Genomic DNA, 19,811 nt, shown 5'->3' on the forward strand with positions numbered 1-19,811 from the left:
ATGTTTCTGGGAAAAAATACGGACTCAGAGTCACAGTTCAGCATGTTGATTTTTATGCAATAAAGTTCATTTAATGAATTAGCTCGCAAACTATAAAAACACTTCATTCCTATGACATCGAATTCATCGCTAGCCTCTACGCTTATTTTCGGATTATTTGATAGAAGGAAATACGATGAAACGTCTAATTGGATCGCTAACGCTAGCGTTATCCGTTTCTACAGCAGTGATGGCAGCAACGGCTGCTCCGACGCCTTGGGAGCCAGGTAAAACAGTGGTAAATAATGGCGATGTGGTTCTGTTCAATGGGCTGTGCTACGAAGCGCAAAATAGCCCGGGAGCGTGGGATTCTCCGGGAACCAGTACCTGGTTTTGGGCTGAAGTTCCGTGTGATGGAACAACGCCACCAAAGCCGCCGGTAGACCCAGTTGATCCACCGAAACCTGATCCAGGTGGTAAAACAGTGATTCGTGACGGCAATGGTGGATACCTAATGCCACGATCAGAACTGGCGGCTCGTGAAACAGCATTGACCAGCACGCCACTGTTTGATCTTGTCCGCGCTGATATTCAGACTCTGGACAATGCATCTGTAGAAGCTGTACTGCCTTTACGTTCTGCAAACCCAGTTAACGTACAGCGAGTGGAGTCTATCGTAGATGAAGCAATGTGGGACTTCCTGTTCCCAATTCGAAACGAAAAATACACTTACGTTAACTTCCTGAAAGGCATAGCTAAATTCCCTGCATTCTGCCGAACTTATACCGATGGCAGAAATTCTGACGAAATCTGTAAACGTTCGCTTGCAACAATGTTTGCGCACTTTGTTCAGGAAACTGGGGCACACGCTCCGGGTTGGGATGGTGCGAAAGGTAACCCTGAATGGCGTCAAGGCTTGTACTTCCTGCGTGAGCGTTACAAGTCGGAAGATGTTTACAACGGCACATACAATGCCTGTACTGGCTGGCAAGGTGAACGTTGGCCATGTGCACCCCAGAAGAGTTACTTTGGTCGTGGTGCAAAACAGTTAAGTTGGAACTACAACTACGGTCCGTTCTCGGAAGCAATGTTCGGCGATAAATCTGTCTTGCTGAACGATCCGGCATTGGTTGCTGATACCTGGTTAAACTTGGCTTCCGCCGTATTTTTCTACGTTTACCCTCAACCACCTAAGCCAAGCATGCTTCACGTGATTGATGGCACCTGGCAGCCTAACGCAGCAGATAAAGCACAAGGCATTGAACATGGCTTCGGTTCTACAATCCAGATCATTAATGGTGCATACGAATGTGGTAAGGGCACGACAACACCTCAGGCCGCGAACCGCATTAAGTACTACAAGCAAATCACAGCAACGCTTGGTTTAGACATTACTGGTGAAAAACTGGATTGTGCCGACATGAAAGCGTTCAACACCGATGGTGCTGGCGCCATGATGATTTACTGGGACAAAGAGTGGGGCTGGGATGCAAACACTCCTGATAACCACAGCTTTGAGTGTAAGTTAGTCGGCTACCAAACCGCGTACAGCGCATGGTTCCAGGGTGACTATGAAAACTGTGTTGAAAAACACTTTAACGTAAGAGCGACTGATGCGAATGGACAAGTGATTCCAGACGGTCAGTAATTTAATGAAGCTAAACCAAGGGAGTTTTTCCAATATAGAAGAACTTCCTTGGTTATTATTTATTCAAGGAGTTTTTGGCTCTAAACAAATTCCCTTTAATGTTTAAATTTATCATTTGATTTCTGAAGGAATCTAATGGTTGCTTTAAATTAAAGCTTACATATGTTTGTTCTTATTCGTTAATTTTATTTTTCAAATGTTAAAAATATAAATTATAGCATCCGCGTCCTTCCGTTATTAAACTTTGAAATAAAGATCGTCAATATTTTGTCAAATGTGCTTTAATAATTATGTAAGTGCTTAAATTGTTTTAACTATATGATATTTATTGATATATTTATTTTTGATCTCTCTGTGTAAGCATGTTTTTAGAGTTCTTACATTTAAAATTGTGAGATGCGTTGAATAAATCCTCAGCGTCAATAAAATGAACTTCAAGTAATCAATTCATCAATAATCTTATTGATACTCATTTAAAAAGGTATAAGAATATGCTGACTAAATTATTTGTTAACGCTCAACTTGCATTTGAAAACTTTAAAAAAGACGAGCGCGGTGTAACTGCGATTGAATATGCAATTATTGCTGTTGCGATCAGCGGAATTGTTTTTGCTGTATTTGGGGATGATAAATCAGGTCTGAAATTAGCGATGGAAAAGGCAATGGCAGAGATTACTACAACTCTTGATCCTAGCCAGAAGAAAACAACGCCTTAACTATAAAGTAATTAATCCCAAAATGAGTGTGCATTGCGCACACTCATGTATTCAAATCAGTAAGGTATAGTTTGAAAAACAAAATTGTCATTGCAATCGCGTTTCTATTTATTCTGTTTGGTCTTTATGGCTTAGCTGGTAGCTTGAGTCAAAGTGACGAAACGACCGAAGTTGCCAAGGTTGAAGAAGCAAAAGTGAAAACGTGGGTGCTCAAGTCTTCGGTAAGCAAAGGTGATTTTGTTAAACAGGACCTCCTTAAAATCCGCTACATCCCTGAATCCGAAGCACTTGAATATGGAGTGTCTGAAGATGTGGAGTTAGACCATGTGATTGGGTCGGTTTTCCGTTCTTCTATGCCTGCCAATCAAATGCTATACAAAGCCGATATCATCAACCCAGAAGATGACGGTTACATCCACTATGTGATTGCACCTAATCGTGTCCCTTATGCAATAGAAGTTTCGCCTTCTGACGTGATTGGTGGCGTAATCTCCCATGGAAGTGTGATTGACGTTGTTGCCTTGTCGCTCCCAGACAGTGAATTGGCGTCGAACAATTCCCTTCGCAGAACCATGTCTATAACCCCGGTCTTAATTGGTGTTAAGGCTTTGCAAATCAAAAAGCCGATTTCTAACCAATCCGACGACGTGGATGACTCTGATATCCAAAAAGTCAGCGTTATCTTAGAGCTTACACGTAAGCAGGTTGCCAAACTGACGGTTGCCAAAAGAATTTCAGAACTTGAAGTGCATAAATCTATTGGGCAGTACGCACCAGAAGATCTTCAAGCAGATGCGGGTGATGTACTCGCAGACTTTCGCTCAATCACCGAATTCCGCGCTGGCGAATCTGCCATTAAATAAGGGAATACCTCGATGCTTTTAATGCTTAAGCGCTTCGCGCTTATCTTTGTGGCTTTGCTTGCCTCATTTCCCGGACAAGCTGCCCGTATCTGGAACCTCGCTGAAGGTGAAGCCAGAAGCTTATCTACTGAACAAGAAATCACATCAGTCTTCATTTCAAACCCTAAAGTGGCGGATTATCAAGTTATCGATAAACACAAGGTAGTGGTATTTGGTAAATCCCTTGGGTCGAGCTCTTTGCTTGTGTTTGATGAAACGGGCAAAACCATCGCTAGCCGTAATCTAGTCGTCAACAAAAGCTTGGTGCACATTCAGCAACAAGTTCAGCTTAAATACCCTCACGCGGAAGTCACCATTTATAACCTAGGTAAGCAAGTTGTGCTTAGTGGTGTAGTGGCGACCGAGCAAGAAAAAGACGAGATAAACATGTTGGTTGGCGAGTTGATGGGCAAAAAATCCGAAGACTACCAGCTAGAGTGGGACTTAGGTGACAACCAATACGAAATGGAGTTTATGAAGCGCCGCCATTTTGAGGGCATCGTAAACAACATTGAAGTCGCCTCAACCAAGCAGGTCAACGTTAAGCTTTCCATTGCCGAAGTATCGCACTCGTTTTTAGAAAAGTTTGGTGTTGAATACGGCAGCCTAGGACATACCGCGGGCAACTTTGCCGACATGATCAAGAATTTCAGTGCGGATGATATCGTTTCTATCATCAGCGCCAGTGGTGATGACACCGTCGGTCAGATTCTAGCGGAACCCAACCTTTCTGTTATTTCAGGTGAAAGCGCCAGCTTCCTAGTCGGTGGTGAGTTGCCTATCGTTTTGGTGCGTGATGGCACCACCGAAGTCCGTTTTAAAGAATTCGGTATTCGTTTGGAGCTGATGGCAAAAGTACTGCGTGACGAGAAAATCAAATTGTCACTTATGCCGGAAGTGAGTTCTCTCGATACCCAATACTCAAATGATATGTACAACCTACCTGCGTTAAAAACTCGCCGAGCAAGAACCACGGTAGAGCTTGGCGACGGTCAGAGTTTTGTTCTTGGTGGTCTATTAAGCACAGAAGACATTGAATCGCTGAGAAAAATCCCTTACATCGGCGACATTCCGGTGTTGGGTTCGTTGTTCAGAAAATCCGACACCAAGCGCAATAAAACCGAGCTGATCATTGTGGCGACTGTCAATTTAGTGAAGCCGATTCACCCATCTCAAGTTCAGCTTCCAACCATGAAGAAATCCAGCACCTTATCTCGCTTCTTTGCGTTAGACAAAGAGTACCAAAAGGCGAGCGAAGTATGGGCAAATGAAATTCTGGCTACCGGAGGCTTTAAGCAATGAGAAATCTAGGATTAGTCGCAACAATCTTTCTTTTTTTAAGCGGTTGTGCAGACAAAGCAATTGAACGCTCAGGCTCCGATATTCATGTTGTTCCAGTAACGTACTCCATTGCGCTGAACATTGAAAAAAACAAGAGAAAGAGTGCGCAAAAGAAGCTGGATGAATTTGTAAAAGAGCATTGGGACGTCATTGTTAACCAATCTGTAGAGCTCAGTTGGCGAACGCGTGAAGGCAAAAAGTGGGCACAAAAGACGCAAGCCCAGCTTCAAAAGCAAGGGGTATCACCAGAGCAAATCCGCATAATTCAAACCGATGCAGGGTTTGGCGAGCGTTTTGATTTTGAATTCAAAACGGTGGTCTATAGAGCGCAAGTGGAAAGTTGTGATTACGAGCAAGTCGGTTCTTATGGTGGAGTGAAGTATGGTTGCTTTGCCGAAAATGCTCGCTGGCAGTCGATGGAAAACCCAGAAAAAAATGTTGACCAATTCACCACAAAAAAACGGTGAGGGTCAGTAATGTTTGACTTAGTTGATCTGCTTAAAACAGATAAGGCACCCGTCGAGCAGGAAGAAAAAATCACCTCTGTGCTCTTCCATCAAACCCAAGAATGCAAAAACTTGGTGGAAGAAGCGTACCGCTTTGAAGGGATCAGTGCGCCAGCAGTGTTGGAAAATACCGACGCTGAAATACGCAAGCACATTCGTGAATCGACCATCGAAATTGTCATTGTAGAGCTTAATATCAGCGACAATGTGACGGAAGATATGCGCCAGATCAGTCACTTATTACCTAACCATGCGTCGGTTATCGTAATAGGCAGTGAAGATGCGATATCAACCATTCGACACCTCAAAGACATGGGGTTCTATTATCTGTTTTGGCCGGTGACTAAACCGGAATTGATCGACTTTGTTCGTAACGTTAACGACAACCGTCATCGAAATAGTGGCTTAGGCAAAAACAGAAGCGCCAAGAAAGTCGCTGTTGTTGGGGGAAAAGGTGGGGTAGGTGCATCCTTACTTTCTGTCGAAATGGCCTATGAACTGACCACCAAAAAAGACAGTAACTGTGTCTTGGTTGATCACAGTTTCTTTGGCGGCAATCTCGATATTTTATTGGGGATGAAACGTTTTAAAAAGCGTTCCATTTCATTGGGTGCATTGAGTGCCAACCTCGATGCTTCGTACGCGCATAGCATGACTACAACAGTCAACCCAATGTTGTCGTTGTTGTCTGTGGATTCGGATGAGCTGAACGAAACCCAGCTAAAAGAGTACACACGGACGTTGTCGGATCAGCTTTCAGATCAAAATAATTTCATCATTGAAGATTTATCGCGTTCGTCGTTCAGTAAAGCCGATATGGATTACATGGCAAGTGAGTGCGATATCGTTGTTTTAGTAATAGAACCGACCGTTTCGTGCCTAAGAGCGATGGCTTCGTTGGTGGCGAAAATGGAAACGTTGAACTCCACTGCGCGTTTTATCACCGTTCTCAATTACACCATGCCTGAAAAAGCGTCCACCGTTAGCCGGCAAGATGTGGTGAAGTTCCTTAAACAACCCATTGATGTGGAATTCCCTTATGAACCGAAAGCGGGCGAATTGATCCTTGATGGCAAGCGACTGTGTGACAGCAAGCTGGGAATCAGTGGGAGCATTCACAAGCTAACGTCGTTGATGTTGGGTGAATCCGTAGTGTCGCAAAAGAGCAGCATATTTAAACGCCTAGTGAAGAGAGCGTGATGATAGACCAATCCAGATCCATATATATCGCTATTCGTGAGCAAATCTTCGAAGCGTTAGAAGCCGAAGCGGTGACCATATTAACGAAAAGCCAACTCAGTAAACAATTAGCGAACGCCATAGATGTACTGATCGAACGTCAGAATCTATCGGTTGCGACTATTGTTCGCGAAGAGTTTGTGAAAAGCCTAGTTGATGAATTGCACGGGTTAGGGCCATTGCAAACGCTTATGGATGATGAATCCATCAGTGACATCATGATCAATGGTCACAAAGACGTGTTTATTGAACGAGGCGGGCTTGTAGAAAAATCGCCAGTCACGTTTATCGATGAAACCCAGTTGCTTAATATCGCCAAGCGTATTGCATCACGCGTGGGTCGGCGAGTAGACGATTCTTCCCCGACGTGTGATGCGCGATTGGAAGACGGAAGCCGAGTCAATATTGTTATTCCACCTATCGCGATTGATGGGACGTCGATTTCCATTCGTAAATTCAAGAAACAGAGCATTGGCTTAGAACAGCTTGCTGGCTTTGGGGCAATGAGCGCAGAAATGGCAAAGCTTCTGATGATTGCTTCGCGTTGCCGACTTAACATTTTGATTTCTGGTGGTACGGGTTCGGGTAAAACTACCATGCTAAATGCGCTCTCTCAGTTTATTTCTGAGAAAGAGCGCATCGTAACCATCGAGGATGCGGCTGAACTTAAAATGATGCAGCCGCACGTAGTTAGGCTCGAAACACGAAAAGCCGGTATCGAAGGAACAGGGGAGATTGATCAGCGAGGGTTGGTGATCAACTCTTTACGTATGCGCCCCGACAGAATCATCGTGGGTGAGTGTCGTGGTGGTGAAGCGTTTGAAATGCTTCAAGCGATGAATACGGGGCACGACGGTTCCATGTCTACGTTGCACGCCAATACCCCACGCGATGCCCTTGCTCGTGTTGAAGCCATGGTGATGATGGCAACTAACAACCTGCCACTGGAAGCTATCCGGCGCACCATTGTCAGTGCTGTAGATTTGGTTATCCAAATCAGCCGATTACATGACGGAAGCCGTAAAGTGATGAGCATTTCCGAAGTTGTTGGTTTGGAAGGCAGCAGTGTTGTTCTCGAAGAAATTTTTCGCTTTCAAGCCGCTGGTGAACATGCCGACGATGGGAAAATCAAAGGCAATTTCATCACTGCTGGCTTGATGCAACGTTCTGTTTTGGTGGAAAAGGCGCGATTTTTTGGCCTAGAAAGCCAACTGAACGAAGCCTTTCAGCTAGGGCAACAATCATGATCTATTGGATAGCGCTTTTGGTTGGTGGGGTATGTATTATCCTGCTCAATCGTAACCAAACGTCTAAATCCAATCCATATTTGGAAGAATTAAACCAAACCATTTTGGTCTCTTCCATGGATGGTGATAAGCAGGCGGTCAACCTAAATTCATTAACCAACGAATCCATCTCAGAAAAGCTTCGCCGCTACATAAAAACAACGCGTAGGCAGCTTGGTGCCTTACCTGAAATTAAAGCGATATGCTTTTGTATCGTATTGGTTCTGGCCGGTTTGTATTTCAATCAAAACTTTGTTCGAGGCAATCAATTGATTGTGATTGCCGTTGTGGAAGTAGTAGGGATTGCGTTTGGCCTTCATTGGCTACAAAAGAGAGAGCGGAACCAGTTTGAAGATTCCTTTCCTGACGCACTCAACATGTTAGCCAGTGCGGTTAGTGCGGGTGAAAGTATCATGCACGCCATCTCTTTTGTAGGTAAGAACTTAGAAGGGGAAGTGGGCAGAGAGTTCAAAGTGATGGGGGAGAGGCTACAGCTTGGAGAATCGCCAGACACGGTTTTTGCCAAGTCGTGTAACCGTTTTCCGTATCCGTCGTTCTACTTCTTCGTTATTACCTTGCGCGCCAACATGCAACGTGGTGGTCAATTAAAAGACATCATTATGCGCCTCAACAGACTGATGTTTGATGCGCGAGCAATTGAAAAGAAGAAGTTTGCTCTGACGTCCGAGGCACGAACGTCCGCCAAAATTGTTGCAGCAATTCCATTTATCTTTATTTTGATGCTCAAGTACATGAACCCTGAAAACTACGAGTTTGTCATGTTCAACCCAGAGGGGCGCCCCATCCTCTATTACGTATTGGGTAGCGAATTTATTGGGATCACCATTGTTTGGATGCTCATGAAGGCGGTGAAATGATGTTGAATTCTCAGCTTGAGCTTTTTCTTTTTCTCTCTTTGATTGTGTTTGGTTTGGCGTTTTCTGCTTACGCTCTATATAGCCATTTCGATAAATCCAAGCGAATGAAACACTTTACGACCATTGACGAACCTTTAGCGAAGAAGCCGTTATTTGTAGAGCTACTGGACAAGGTCGAATCTCTTTTTTCTAAAAGCGATAACGATGTCGCCGACAAATTTTATGCGGCAGGTTTTTATCATTTCAAATACGCCAACCTTTATATTCCAACCAAATTTACCTTATTAATTGGTGGCGCTGCTGGTTTTTATTTCCTTTCGAGGCATCTAGGTTGGGAACAAAATTCAGGCTTTATCGCCATAGGGGTATGGGTTGTATTTTGTTTGATCGCACCAGATGCGTACCTCAATTCCAGAATGAAAGCGCTAAGAGGGAAATTGTCGAGTCAACTCCCTTACTTGCTTGATTTGTTAGCCGTTTGTGTTCAAACCGGTATGACGATTGAAGCCGCCATGACGTACTTATCGAAAGAAATGTCTGGCTTCGATAAAGACTTAGCCCAGTTGCTGAAAAATACCAATGACCGTTCACGTATTGTTGGCTTAGATAAAGCGCTCGATGAGCTGTACGACCAAGTACCGACCAACGAAATGCGAAGCTTTACCATGACGTTAAAGCAAAGCCTGCATTACGGTACTTCTATCTACGGTGTTCTCACGACATTAGCGGCCGATATCCGCGATGTCACCATGCTTTCGATGGAAGAAAAAATCGGCAAGCTCGCCGCCAAAATGTCGGTTCCCCTAATCCTATTTATTATGATGCCAGTGGTAATTCTGATTGCCGCACCTGGTGTGATGAGGATGATGTCCAATGTTTAAAAAATCCTTTGCTCGTGTTTGCCACCATAGCCGTGTAACGGTGTGTCTATTGGCTATTTCCGTGTTGTCTGGATGCGCTACCCAGCCCGAGCCAACGTCACTGATTGAAGAAGAAACGCTGCTAATACAGTCGGGAAACCATGAAAAATTGGTGGAGTACTATAAAGCGCAACTTTCCAAGAGTGAAAACCGTCAAACGCGCATGAAATTAGCGCTGGCTTACTTAAATTCTGGTGATCCGGAATCGGCACTTTTCTTTGTTTCGCCGCTAAACATGGGTCAAGAAGCCCATGCAGAACCTCTTCTTATCGAAGCGAAAAGCCTCTATTCCCTTGGTCAATTTCGTAAAGCAAAAACTCAGGCATTAAAAGCTTATGAGTTGAAACCTAACAACGCTGAAATAGAGAATTTGTTGGGCATGATTTGCGCGGCAAATTCCGACTTGGAAGAAGCAAGGCAGTACTTCACGTCTGCAAGAACCAACTTGTACGACGACATCAAAATTAAGAACAATCTGGCTGTTTTAAACATCGTTGAAGGTCATTACCAAAAAGCGGTGCAACTGTTATTGCCGATCTATCTAAAAGGCAAAGCGGACATACAGATAGAAGCCAATTTAACGTTAGCCATGGCAAAAATTGGCAATGTTTCTTACATCAAGGATATGTCGAAAGGTGAGCTATCGGATCAGGAAATATTCGAGCGCTACCGTGCGCTGAAAGACAGCAAGGCTATCGGAGAATTCAAGGCGGATGACGTCAAGATGAACGATTCCAAGGTGATTGATTCCAAGATGAGCCATACCAAGACGAGTGAAATAAGCCATGAAGGGTAGCAAGAAGCGAATACGAGGCGTTGCATCTATCGAGTTTGCGCTTGGTTTCATGGCGTTTTGGATGATGTGCATGTTCTGGGTGGAGGTGAGTTACATGTCCTTTGTTTCGGCTGTCACTGATATCACCATTTCGGAAGCCGCGAGAGAATCCAAAAAGAGCGAGCAGAGCTACGACAAAGTTTTCCAGAATGTCATCAATAACAGAGGCAGTGTATGGGGAAAAGTGATCGACCAATCCAAGCTGCGAATGTCTGTTCAGTATTTGGCATCCGTTAGTGATTTAGAGCGTCATAAAACCCCTTGTAAGATCCCCAAAAATACCCCGTTGGCTACGTGCGGGAAAGAGAACAACAGTGCCATTGCCGTGTATCGATTGGATTATGAATTCTCGCCAATCTTCACGTTGTTTATGGACAATAGCTCGCTGTTTCGTCGGGAAGTCATTGTTATTCAGGAATACGAACGTGACAAATTTAAAATTTAAACAGAAAGGCAACTTTTCTGTGGAGTTTGCCATTGTTGGTGCTTTTGTTTCTTTGTTATTGGTGTTTAGCGCTGATGTGATTTTAAAGATATCGGCAAAAGGAAAGCTCGATAGGCTTTCTTACTCCTTGGTCAACATCTTGAAAGAGCGTACGCAGCTATACGGAAACAACTACAAAATCACCCGTTCTGAAGCGAATGCCATTGTCATTATTGGTCGAAATTCTTTGAGTCGCACCATGGGAAGTTTCAATGAAAACCAATTTGGGGCGTTAGTAGAAGAACTGACTTTTAAAGGCATTAAGAAACCGAACCCATTAAAAAGATATGCCATCGGTGGGCAGGTTTGTAACGTCACTCAACCACTTAGTGAACTCTCTCATTTGTCTGTCGTCACCTCTTGGGAACGTCAGGCGACGTTGTACCGCATTACCCTATGTTACGAAACGGACAATTGGTTTGGTTCGATTATTGGCGACAGTTTTACTACGGTGAGTTCGTCTTCCGTCATGCTGGGTCGTTAAATCTCAATATTGGAAACAGTGAATGAAAACTCATTTTCTCTGTGCTGGCTTGCTCACTCTGTTGGCCACAACAAACGCATACTCTTCCGAAACCTACATCTTTATAGACGGAAGCAATGATACTCAAAAAAACTGGGTGGAAAATCTTAACTCTTTATTTCTTCAAGAAGATTTGGAGACAAAAGAGATTGTTATTGTTGATATTTCGGACAGTCAGCAAACATTTACGGGTGAATTTGATTACATCCATGATCGTGATGGTGTCTATATGGCGACGTATCTTCCGCGCCGGATTCCAGAAGTGATCGAAACTCAGCACACTTTTAACTCTCATTCTAAGCTCGAAGATTTTGCGGCCAAGTTGCTGAAAAAGATCGATAGCAATACTAAGGAACAATAATCATGACACAACTTCTTACGCCTATCTTTGCCGCGACCATTTTGTCCATTTCGTCCCTGGCTGCGAATGCAACTGAACGTGAAACACACGCGTTAAATTTCTACTGTGGTGGAGAGAACATTGAGTACGAGAAAAAGATTGAAGTTGGGCAGGGAACGCGGGTAGCGATCAATCAGGGGCCTTTCTATCAAATTGAACAGCTAGACCAAGAGCCTGCGACTCAAGCATTTATTACCCAACAAATTGTGTCTAGCGGCATTGATAAAGAGTGCAGTGAATATTTGCTGACTAATAGCACATTGCAATTTGTGAATGAATCTCAGGTTATTGCTCGGGTTTTCTTTGGTTTTGATCAGTCTAAATTGACGCAAAAGTCGCGCTATATTCTGAATACCATCGCCAAACAGATCTCAACAAGCCAAGGTAACTTAGTCGTAGAAGGGCACACCGACAACATTGGCGGTGAAAGCTACAACATGACATTAGGTTTGAAACGTTCTGAAACCGTTGCAGAGTATCTCGAAAACCAAGGTGTTGATAAGTCTTTGTTAACCTTGACGTCTAAAGGCGAAACTAAGCCTGTTCAAAGCAACCAATCTGACAATGGCAGAGCGTTGAATCGACGTGTCGAAATCAAGCAATAGTCGCTTTCATCTGTAAATCGCCCCATACATCACTCCAATCACTACGAGTCAGTTATGCGTTCATCATTACAACAACAGTGCGGTCACGCTGCTATTTTATTTGCGATTGCCCTTCCTGCTCTTTTTGGGCTCTTTGTGCTTGCGACAGATGGCGCTTATGCATTGCAAGCCAAAGCGCGAATTGATAATGCGACGGAAGTGGCTGCTTTGGCATTGAGTGCAAAAGACGCAAGCAATAAAGACAGTGCAGGAGCCGGAAGTGGGAGTGCTGTTAATCGCAAGATCGCTACCGATTATATTGGCGCATACATGGGGGATAGCACCAAAGTTAAAAACCTCAGGATCACGCGTTTGGAATGCGAGCAAATTCCTGAGTGCAAAGCAGGAATAAAAAAAGGCGAACAGAGGTACATCCAATTTAATGTGAGAGCGGATTATGATCATGCCACTTTCTTCACAAGTGGCGATCCCGCAAGTGGGTTTGATGGCAAAGTCACTGTGAGCAGCGCTGCTACATCACAGAAGTTTGAAGGGGACGCCGTAGACATTATTTATGCAGCGGATTTTTCTGGTTCGATGAATAAGGGGTGGAGTGGCGGTAACAAATCGAAAGTCGAAGATTTGAAAGACATCATTGTAGAAGTGAATGAAAAGCTGAAAGACTACAACGATAAAAACAACCGGAAGTATGTGAACACGGTCGGCATTATCCCTTTTAGATCTGCCATTAAAGCCAAAATTCGTGGAACCAATCGATACTGCGAAATGAGCCAGCTGGTTAGAAAAAGCAAGCGCTATTCGTGGGAAAAGTTAAGGCCACATGAAATCAACTATTCAAAGACCGCCAAACAAATTTTTGTCGAGAAAGGCAGCTCAAATTGCGTGCACCAACCAAATTGGGCACGTGATAAGGAAGTTGAATTGACGACAAATTTTAGTGACTTCAATTCTAAGTTAAATGGCTTTGTCGCCCACTGGGGAACCGCTTCTTATCAAGCTATTATCCGCGGTGCGCAGTTGTTGAAGGAAGGAAAAAACGCTAGGCGTTTAATCATCATCCTTTCAGATGGTGCCGATTCCAACATCGCAAATATCAATAATGCCACGGTTCATCAGAAGCTGGTTGATTTAGGTTACTGCGATACCATCCGAAAAGAACTCTCTAAAGGCAAAACAAAGGACGGTAGAAAGATTAAAGCAAAAATAGCCGCAATAGGCTTTGATTATGATGCAAAGAAAAACAAAGCTCTGAAAGACTGTGTTGGTGAAGAAAATCTGTTTAAAGCAGAGAATAAAGCGGAAATAAAGAGTAAAATCCTCGACTTGATTTCGGAAGAAATTGGTCATTTAAAATAAGGATTGTTATGAAAACCGTTTTGATTACAGGCTTTGAACCATTTGGGGGAGCGGACGTAAATCCTGCGTTGGAAGCCGTAACGCTACTTGAAGGTAAGCTGCTTGAAGGCGGAAGGATTGTGACTTGTTCTGTGCCAGTAGTAAGAGGTAAGTCAGTCAACACGGTGATTGAAGCAATAGAACAGCACAAGCCAGACATTGTTATAACCGTCGGTCAGGCTGCTGGTCGGGGCACAATAACGCCGGAAAGAGTGGCGATCAATCTGGATGATTATCGAATTCCCGATAATGAAGGTAATCAGCCCATTGACGAGCCAGTTGTTGAAAACGCTGATGCAGCTTATTTTTCTACCTTGCCTATTAAGGCTATCTGCCGCGCTTTGAATAATCAGGATGTACCTGCCAGTGTGTCTAACACTGCGGGAACTTACGTATGCAACCACCTATTTTATGGCATTCAGCACTATCTCCGGGATTCCGTTATTCGTCATGGTTTTGTTCATATCCCTCTGCTGCCAGAGCAGGCTGAAGAACTCAATATGCCCGGGATGGCGCTGGATACCATTGTAAAAGGGCTAGAACTATTCGCTCAGACATGTATCGACTTTGAGGAAGACATCGTCGAAACAGAAGGTGCGATTTGCTGACTTTGCGATTTGCCTTCTATCCCAAACAAAAAACAAAAGCCAACTGAAATTTCAGTTGGCTTTTGAGTTAATGCACTCTGCCCATGGAGTGCATTCAGGCTTTATTGAAACATTCGGGTGTCGCTGCCCGTTGATCCAACATTCAGCGAATCAGTCTCACACAGAGTCAGCATTGATGAGAGAAACTCATTCGCGACCAGATTCGCCACTTCTTCACTGATCTCAGTGCCGTCAAAGAAGAGGGTGTAGCTCATTGCGTGACCCGGAGTCACACACAATACGAGCTGGTGGTTTGTTCCACTGACTGTCCCCAATTTCTCTAAAGACAGCATTTTTGAAGTCGGATGGTTTTCCTGATCAGGGTAATTGTCGAACACAAACAAAGTGCCGAATGGCGCGACAGGTTTCCAGTCTTCGTCGTATTCGTTCAGGTCAAAGAATCCGTATTCAAGGCGGTTAGCGCTGTTCTCCACCAAATTAGAAAGCGCAAAGGCAATGTTGCCAGAAACATTCACTCTGACAGGGGGGGTGGCGAGGAAAAGACCGACCATATGAGTTATTGCGTGGATGCTGGATGGGCGCTTAGCCAGTGTTGTACCAAAGACCACATCCTGCTTGCCCGTCACTTTACTTAGGGTATGTGCCCAGCAAAGCTGACAGAACTGGTTGGTCGTCACGTTATAGGCTCTTGCCCGTGCTGCTATCTGACCAGTTTCGATGTCTGTCAGTTGCATGTTCACATTTTGGATACGCGTTGGCACCTCATTAAATGTGGTGTTGGAGCGAGGTAGGCGGAAGTTTTTAGGTGCATTACGCAGATAGTTACGCCAAAACGATTTTGCCTTACTGTCGTTCTGGTAATCCGATATGTAATGAGAGAAAGGTTCAAAACTCATCGGGTAAATGCTGGGCGACAGACCTTGCACCAGAGCATCATAATCACGCATGATTTCAGACAAAAATGTCTGCATAGACCAGCGATCAAACAGCACATGGTGAAAGGTGAAAATCATGGTGTGTTGATGTCCGCCCAAATCACCCAGCCAGAGCCTCATAAGTGGTGAAGACAACTCATTTATCTCTTTTCTTCTCTCGGATATCAGCCTCTCCTCCAACTCTTCCTGCTGAGATTCGGCGGATAAATGCGACCAGTCTTCGTGAACGATGCGCATTTTACTGACTTCAGGAACGATGACGATTGGGCTGCCTCGATCAAATGCATCGCAAAACACGGCTCTGAGAATGTCGTGTCTGGCGAGCGCAATGTCCCATGCTTTCTCGAAAGCATTTAAGTTCAGATCGCCACCGATTTGGTAGTAAACCTGATCGATCTGATAGTCTCGGTTCAGCCTGTGAAAATAAAGCAATTCTCGTTGAAAATGAGTGGCTGGGTAAATCGCCGACAAGGTGCCAATCTTGTTTTCGATTGCCTCAATATGCTGTTGAGTCAAATCCAGATTGGTAAGGTCAGACGGTGTTAGCGCTGGAACGGTGCGCTTGTCGGTGCAATGGGAAACAATGGAGCGAACTTCGTCCGCGAAGTTCAGGATCATAGAAGTCAGGTTGATTTTTAAGCTGGTGACTTCCACCTGAATATGCAGTTTCTGATCTTGGATCCAGCAATTGATTTCTATTTCTCGCAATGCTTTGTTTCGTTCATTGACCAGACATTCCTGCTTATTGATAAGCAAAGGCCAGACTTCTGAATCTCCTGACGGGTAATCGTCATGATATTTGAAGCTGATAGGGGCATTAAGGCGGTTTTGAAGCCGCCGCTTCACACCCGAATCAGGGTGGTGGTATGCCAAATGCAGATAGTTTGCGCCGTTGTTCGGCACATTGCGGACAGCTTCCTTCACACGTTTGATTTGCTGGCTTGCGTGACTTTTCGTCGAAGGCAGATCTAAAGGGTACACACTGGCAAACCAGCCCACCGTGGCATCCACTTTGATGTTATTGGCGAGGTCTTGTCTGCCCTCGCTTTCCATCAGCACTTCAATGTGTTCCCCGCGATCACTCAATAGATTAGCTAAGGCAGTAAGAAGTAGCTCATTTGGCTGAGTATTGTAGGGTTTGTTTGCCTGATCTAACAGCTGCGCTGTCACGCGCTCATCGATGGTGATGGTCTCGACGCGGGCTGGAAAGCTTGACCGACATTTCGGGCTGAAGCTGTCACTTTTTAGCCAGTAACTGGTTTCGTTTTTGCAGATTTTTTCTAGCTGAGCATTCAGAGTTTGTGCGTATATCTGAACGCCAGAATATTGCGGCAGTCTGGTTTCACAGTCGCCTTCATACAAGGATTGTAAATCTCGTGCGATGACTTTCCAGGACGTGGCATCGACAATCAGGTGGTGGGCGCACATATAAAGAAGCGCGCGGCACTCACTCCTGAAGCGATACAATACCGCTTTGAACATGACTCCTTCGCCAGAGTCTAGCTCAAAGCTTTCATTAAGGTTGGCAAGGTAAATGTCACATTCATCCTGATTCGCGAACGACTCTTCGGCAAAAGAAATGAGTCCTTCCGTAGACTCAATAAAAGTCTGCCGACTGGTTTCATGAAAATGGTTAAAACGCGAACGGAATATGTCGTGGTGCTCTGTTAGCCTGATAAGCGCCTGTTCAAGGCGAACACAGGAAATGTCCTCCGGCAGAGCGATAGTTGCTGCGTGGTTGTAATGGTTAGGTTGCATGAAATCCTGTTCGAAGAACCATCGCTGAGCTGGCAGCAGATCAATGTCACCTATGTTTTCGCCTTTCAAAATTTGGGTGTGAGTCTCTTGTTTTATGTGTTGGGACATTTCTGAAAAGACTCGGTATTTCATAATGTCCATGGTGTCGAGTTTCATGCCGATTGACTCCAATTCTACAGATAGTGTGACGGCCGAGATCGAGTCACCGCCTTGTTCAACGAAATCGTCATCAATAGATAGAGAGGCGAGTTGTAGAACAGAACATGCTTTAGAAAGCAGTTGTTTTTCGGAGCTGGTAAGGTCGTCTAGATTGTTCTTTGGCTCGAACTTTGGTTCAGGCAAAGAAGTCGGGTTGTAACTGGTGTTTATCACTGCGGATGGTTGTTCTATAGGATATGTCGGTGCGGAAGAATAACCGCTAAAAGAGGGTTCGGGTTCCAGCCATATAGGTGGTCTGCATTCTTTGTATTCTCTGTACATGGAGGGCGTTTGATATTCGCTGACTTGAACTCTGGGGTAACCAAAGGCAGAGACGTCTGCGTATTCAATGGGCACTTCTAAGCAGAACTCAAAATCGTAGGGTAGTGAAATCGATTTCATGCGTAGCTCCCGTTCAGCGACAAATTAAAGAATTTGATAAGAAATTTGGCAACGCCATCGTTTGCGTTGCTGTGCGTAAATAAAGGATTCGGGAGGCGACGAGGCAGTTCAGGCATGGCGTTTTGCATAACCACACCCATCGCTGCTGTTTTCAATATGTGTTCATCGTTCATTCCATCCCCAAACGCGATGGTTTCTTTATTTAAATCAATGCCTTTTAAAGATAAGTGCCTTTCTGCAGCTGTGGCTTTTGTCACATACTTAGGGCTGATTTCGATAGTGTTGTCCGACGCCATGACAACTTCACATTCATTTTCAAACAGAGTCTTTAAATGGCTTTCAATCTTGTGAATGTCGTTGGCAGACCAGACGAGGAGCTTATTGGCTCGCAAAGTGAGCAGGTGATTGTACTGATGAAGAAAATACGGAAAGCGAGATTTAGAAGAGTAAGAGCTGACCATGTCATTCACTTCACTGACATGCCAGCCATTGACATCAAACACGCTGACATGGGTGCTAGGACCCGCCAGAAATCGCATTAACTGTCGGTATGTATAGGGTGGAAAGGTGATATTTTGAGCGTAAATGAGCTCATTAGCCTGAGTTTCTAGCGCGCCATTACACCCAATTATCGTGGGTGCAAAATCAAGTGGTTTCACAAGATTGACCACATCTCTGGGATGTCGTCCTGTCGCTAAAACTATCTCTATTCCACTGACGTAAAGCCTGGTCAGAATACAGCTGGTGTATTCTGTGATATTCCCCTCGGGATCGAGCAAAGTGCCATCCAGATCTGTAACTATTGCTTTAATAGTATTTCCGTTAACGATCATAATAATAAACCTGTAGATATAGTTATCTCTCACTGACATGTCCCCACGCAGCAGTGGTGGTCTTTGACCTTATAGTTTTGTTTTTTAATTTAAGGCTAAATTAATATTTGGCTTGTTATTTAACTCGTGAACTTAAAATCTAATTTAGTGAGCTTTTTATTAAATAATTATAATGTATTGATTTAATGGGTTTTTTTATGCACTCAATTTCTTACCAATTAAACGTTGCCCGCATAGTAAGCATATTTTTTGGTGAAAAAAATCCCTAAATGGCGCTGAGTATTATTTGGCTCAATATTGGGAAAAGTGATCACTGGATTCTAATTTTTGATTATTTGACCCTCTTATCAGTAAGGAGAATTTATTTGCAGCTTTACAGTATCGATATGACGGTGGTCTGATTAAGAAATAAAATGTAAATGGGAAACTTGTTTTTTATTTCCTAATTAGCTCGTTTTTTTAGATTTTTAATTCCTACTGATATAAGCTCAACTATTTTATTATTTGTATCAAAATATTTCAGTGAATTATTAAGGTGTTGAATTTATTAAATATTATTTATAGTGAATTTTTATTTCATCCATTGAATTTAATTATCTCAAATTCAAGATTTGAAATGCCATTTTATTAGCGTGTGGATAAGCGAAAATGTATGACTTAATTTTCATATTATCTCTTTAATAAAGAAATTCATTGTGAAGAATTGGTTTATGGAATCCGGTCTCAAGCCAGATTATGCAACGTTTAGGAATTCATTTTCGGAATGGAATAGAGGTCTAAAAGCGCTTTGAGTCGATAATGAAATAAGTTGTCACTAGGTTGTCACAGAGTTTGACAACAAAAAAGAGCGCCTAAATGGCGCTCTTGATGGATTCGAAAGAGAAAACGTTAAGCTTGAGAAGTTTCGGTAGAAATCGACTCTTTCCCTGTTTTGTTGAAAACGTCTTCGTCCAGCTCGCCTTCGCTCTTTGCAACTAGTGCAGAAACCATCAGGTCACCACATACGTTTACACTGGTTCGCGCCATATCGAGAATACGATCGATACCAGCAACGATGGCTAAACCTTCCAATGGCAGACCAACTGTAGTCAGAACCAGAGAAAGCATAATCAGACCAGCACCCGGCACACCCGCTGTACCAATTGAAGCAAGCGTTGAAGTCAGGATGATCACCATGTAGTCGGATGCTTCCAGAGTAACGCCAAATGCTTGGGCAATGAATAGTGCGCAAACGCCCTGATAAAGTGCTGTGCCATCCATGTTAATGGTCGCACCCAGAGGCAGAACAAAGCTGGAAACACTTTTAGACACGCCATGCTCTTCCTGAGAAGCTTTGATGGTCGCTGGAAGCGTGCCAGAGCTACTGGTTGTTGTGAAGGCAACAGTGGCAGGGTTGACGATGCCTTTCAGGTATTGCACT

General features: G+C 43.9%; 19 protein-coding genes. 16 read left to right on the forward strand and 3 right to left on the reverse strand.

Annotated features, from left to right (window positions below; all coding sequences use genetic code 11):
- Positions 1-175 precede the first annotated feature (175 nt).
- From RH89_RS27980 to pcp, 16 genes are all read left to right on the forward strand, one after another.
- Positions 176-1,627, forward strand: a complete 1,452-nt coding sequence (locus RH89_RS27980) for a chitinase (RefSeq protein WP_004409250.1) — start codon at positions 176-178, stop codon at positions 1,625-1,627.
- 491 nt (positions 1,628-2,118) lie between these two features.
- The gene (locus RH89_RS27985) at positions 2,119-2,343 is read left to right on the forward strand and encodes a Flp family type IVb pilin (protein WP_004409252.1); all 225 of its coding nucleotides are present in this window, start codon (positions 2,119-2,121) and stop codon (positions 2,341-2,343) included.
- A 71-nt stretch (positions 2,344-2,414) separates the two neighbouring features.
- Entirely contained in the window at positions 2,415-3,206 is a 792-nt protein-coding gene (gene cpaB / locus RH89_RS27990; protein ID WP_004409254.1) for a Flp pilus assembly protein CpaB, read from the forward strand.
- Between the two features lie 12 nt (positions 3,207-3,218).
- Positions 3,219-4,547 (forward strand): type II and III secretion system protein family protein, encoded by a 1,329-nt coding sequence (locus RH89_RS27995; protein ID WP_004409255.1) that lies wholly within the window; start codon positions 3,219-3,221, stop codon positions 4,545-4,547.
- Positions 4,544-5,053, forward strand: coding sequence for a hypothetical protein (locus RH89_RS28000; protein WP_004409256.1), 510 nt, complete (start codon positions 4,544-4,546; stop codon positions 5,051-5,053). Before RH89_RS27995 ends, RH89_RS28000 begins: the two co-directional genes overlap by 4 nt.
- A 9-nt stretch (positions 5,054-5,062) precedes the next feature.
- Positions 5,063-6,292, forward strand: a complete 1,230-nt coding sequence (locus tag RH89_RS28005) for a CpaE/TadZ family protein (protein ID WP_004409257.1) — start codon at positions 5,063-5,065, stop codon at positions 6,290-6,292.
- Positions 6,292-7,578: a TadA family conjugal transfer-associated ATPase gene (locus tag RH89_RS28010; RefSeq protein WP_004409259.1), complete on the forward strand. Its 1,287-nt coding sequence runs from the start codon at positions 6,292-6,294 to the stop codon at positions 7,576-7,578. The genes RH89_RS28005 and RH89_RS28010 overlap by 1 nt, the downstream gene beginning before the upstream one ends.
- Entirely contained in the window at positions 7,575-8,495 is a 921-nt protein-coding gene (locus RH89_RS28015) for a type II secretion system F family protein (RefSeq protein WP_004409262.1), read from the forward strand. Before RH89_RS28010 ends, RH89_RS28015 begins: the two co-directional genes overlap by 4 nt.
- The gene (locus RH89_RS28020) at positions 8,492-9,376 is read left to right on the forward strand and encodes a type II secretion system F family protein (protein ID WP_004409265.1); all 885 of its coding nucleotides are present in this window, start codon (positions 8,492-8,494) and stop codon (positions 9,374-9,376) included. The genes RH89_RS28015 and RH89_RS28020 overlap by 4 nt, the downstream gene beginning before the upstream one ends.
- The gene (locus tag RH89_RS28025) at positions 9,369-10,211 is read left to right on the forward strand and encodes a tetratricopeptide repeat protein (RefSeq protein WP_004409267.1); all 843 of its coding nucleotides are present in this window, start codon (positions 9,369-9,371) and stop codon (positions 10,209-10,211) included. The genes RH89_RS28020 and RH89_RS28025 overlap by 8 nt, the downstream gene beginning before the upstream one ends.
- Positions 10,201-10,695, forward strand: coding sequence for a TadE/TadG family type IV pilus assembly protein (locus RH89_RS28030; protein WP_004409269.1), 495 nt, complete (start codon positions 10,201-10,203; stop codon positions 10,693-10,695). Before RH89_RS28025 ends, RH89_RS28030 begins: the two co-directional genes overlap by 11 nt.
- Positions 10,676-11,218, forward strand: coding sequence for a tight adherence pilus pseudopilin TadF (tadF, locus tag RH89_RS28035; RefSeq protein WP_004409271.1), 543 nt, complete (start codon positions 10,676-10,678; stop codon positions 11,216-11,218). The genes RH89_RS28030 and tadF overlap by 20 nt, the downstream gene beginning before the upstream one ends.
- 22 nt (positions 11,219-11,240) lie before the next feature.
- Positions 11,241-11,618 carry a hypothetical protein gene (locus tag RH89_RS28040; protein ID WP_004409272.1) on the forward strand — a complete coding sequence of 126 codons (378 nt, stop codon included), beginning with the start codon at positions 11,241-11,243 and terminating at the stop codon, positions 11,616-11,618.
- A gap of 2 nt (positions 11,619-11,620) precedes the next feature.
- Positions 11,621-12,262, forward strand: a complete 642-nt coding sequence (locus tag RH89_RS28045; RefSeq protein ID WP_004409274.1) for an OmpA family protein — start codon at positions 11,621-11,623, stop codon at positions 12,260-12,262.
- Positions 12,263-12,316: 54 nt separating this feature from the next.
- The gene (locus tag RH89_RS28050) at positions 12,317-13,618 is read left to right on the forward strand and encodes a TadE/TadG family type IV pilus assembly protein (RefSeq protein WP_004409276.1); all 1,302 of its coding nucleotides are present in this window, start codon (positions 12,317-12,319) and stop codon (positions 13,616-13,618) included.
- An 8-nt stretch (positions 13,619-13,626) separates the two neighbouring features.
- Positions 13,627-14,265, forward strand: coding sequence for a pyroglutamyl-peptidase I (gene pcp / locus RH89_RS28055; RefSeq protein WP_004409278.1), 639 nt, complete (start codon positions 13,627-13,629; stop codon positions 14,263-14,265).
- 101 nt (positions 14,266-14,366) lie between these two features.
- On the opposite strand, the gene RH89_RS28060 is transcribed toward pcp, so the two are convergent.
- The 3 genes from RH89_RS28060 to RH89_RS28070 all read right to left on the reverse strand — a co-directional run.
- A complete protein-coding gene (locus RH89_RS28060) occupies positions 14,367-17,558 on the reverse strand; it encodes a condensation domain-containing protein (RefSeq protein ID WP_004409280.1) in 3,192 nt (1,063 codons plus the stop codon).
- On the reverse strand, positions 17,555-18,391 hold the full coding sequence (locus RH89_RS28065) for an HAD family hydrolase (protein ID WP_004409282.1): 837 nt from the start codon (positions 18,389-18,391) through the stop codon (positions 17,555-17,557). The genes RH89_RS28060 and RH89_RS28065 overlap by 4 nt, the downstream gene beginning before the upstream one ends.
- Positions 18,392-19,279: 888 nt before the next feature.
- On the reverse strand, positions 19,280-19,811 hold a 532-nt coding region (locus RH89_RS28070), incomplete at its 5' end, for a dicarboxylate/amino acid:cation symporter (protein WP_038147679.1).

Origin of the sequence: Vibrio nigripulchritudo ATCC 27043 (assembly GCF_000222685.1) — a bacterium.
Lineage (GTDB): Bacteria > Pseudomonadota > Gammaproteobacteria > Enterobacterales > Vibrionaceae > Vibrio > Vibrio nigripulchritudo.

What these genes read in the sequence shown, in the direction of transcription:
- RH89_RS28000 (WP_004409256.1), top strand. Translation starts at nt 4,544, where the DNA reads ATGAGAAATCTAGGATTAGTCGCAACAATCTTTCTTTTTTTAAGCGGT.
- RH89_RS28040 (WP_004409272.1), top strand. Translation starts at nt 11,241, where the DNA reads ATGAAAACTCATTTTCTCTGTGCTGGCTTGCTCACTCTGTTGGCCACA.
- RH89_RS28065 (WP_004409282.1), bottom strand. Translation starts at nt 18,391, where the DNA reads ATGATCGTTAACGGAAATACTATTAAAGCAATAGTTACAGATCTGGAT.
- RH89_RS27995 (WP_004409255.1), top strand. Translation starts at nt 3,219, where the DNA reads ATGCTTTTAATGCTTAAGCGCTTCGCGCTTATCTTTGTGGCTTTGCTT.
- RH89_RS28015 (WP_004409262.1), top strand. Translation starts at nt 7,575, where the DNA reads ATGATCTATTGGATAGCGCTTTTGGTTGGTGGGGTATGTATTATCCTG.
- RH89_RS28010 (WP_004409259.1), top strand. Translation starts at nt 6,292, where the DNA reads ATGATAGACCAATCCAGATCCATATATATCGCTATTCGTGAGCAAATC.
- RH89_RS27980 (WP_004409250.1), top strand. Translation starts at nt 176, where the DNA reads ATGAAACGTCTAATTGGATCGCTAACGCTAGCGTTATCCGTTTCTACA.
- pcp (WP_004409278.1), top strand. Translation starts at nt 13,627, where the DNA reads ATGAAAACCGTTTTGATTACAGGCTTTGAACCATTTGGGGGAGCGGAC.
- RH89_RS28005 (WP_004409257.1), top strand. Translation starts at nt 5,063, where the DNA reads ATGTTTGACTTAGTTGATCTGCTTAAAACAGATAAGGCACCCGTCGAG.
- RH89_RS28050 (WP_004409276.1), top strand. Translation starts at nt 12,317, where the DNA reads ATGCGTTCATCATTACAACAACAGTGCGGTCACGCTGCTATTTTATTT.
- RH89_RS28030 (WP_004409269.1), top strand. Translation starts at nt 10,201, where the DNA reads ATGAAGGGTAGCAAGAAGCGAATACGAGGCGTTGCATCTATCGAGTTT.
- RH89_RS27985 (WP_004409252.1), top strand. Translation starts at nt 2,119, where the DNA reads ATGCTGACTAAATTATTTGTTAACGCTCAACTTGCATTTGAAAACTTT.
- RH89_RS28045 (WP_004409274.1), top strand. Translation starts at nt 11,621, where the DNA reads ATGACACAACTTCTTACGCCTATCTTTGCCGCGACCATTTTGTCCATT.
- RH89_RS28020 (WP_004409265.1), top strand. Translation starts at nt 8,492, where the DNA reads ATGATGTTGAATTCTCAGCTTGAGCTTTTTCTTTTTCTCTCTTTGATT.
- RH89_RS28060 (WP_004409280.1), bottom strand. Translation starts at nt 17,558, where the DNA reads ATGAAATCGATTTCACTACCCTACGATTTTGAGTTCTGCTTAGAAGTG.
- RH89_RS28025 (WP_004409267.1), top strand. Translation starts at nt 9,369, where the DNA reads ATGTTTAAAAAATCCTTTGCTCGTGTTTGCCACCATAGCCGTGTAACG.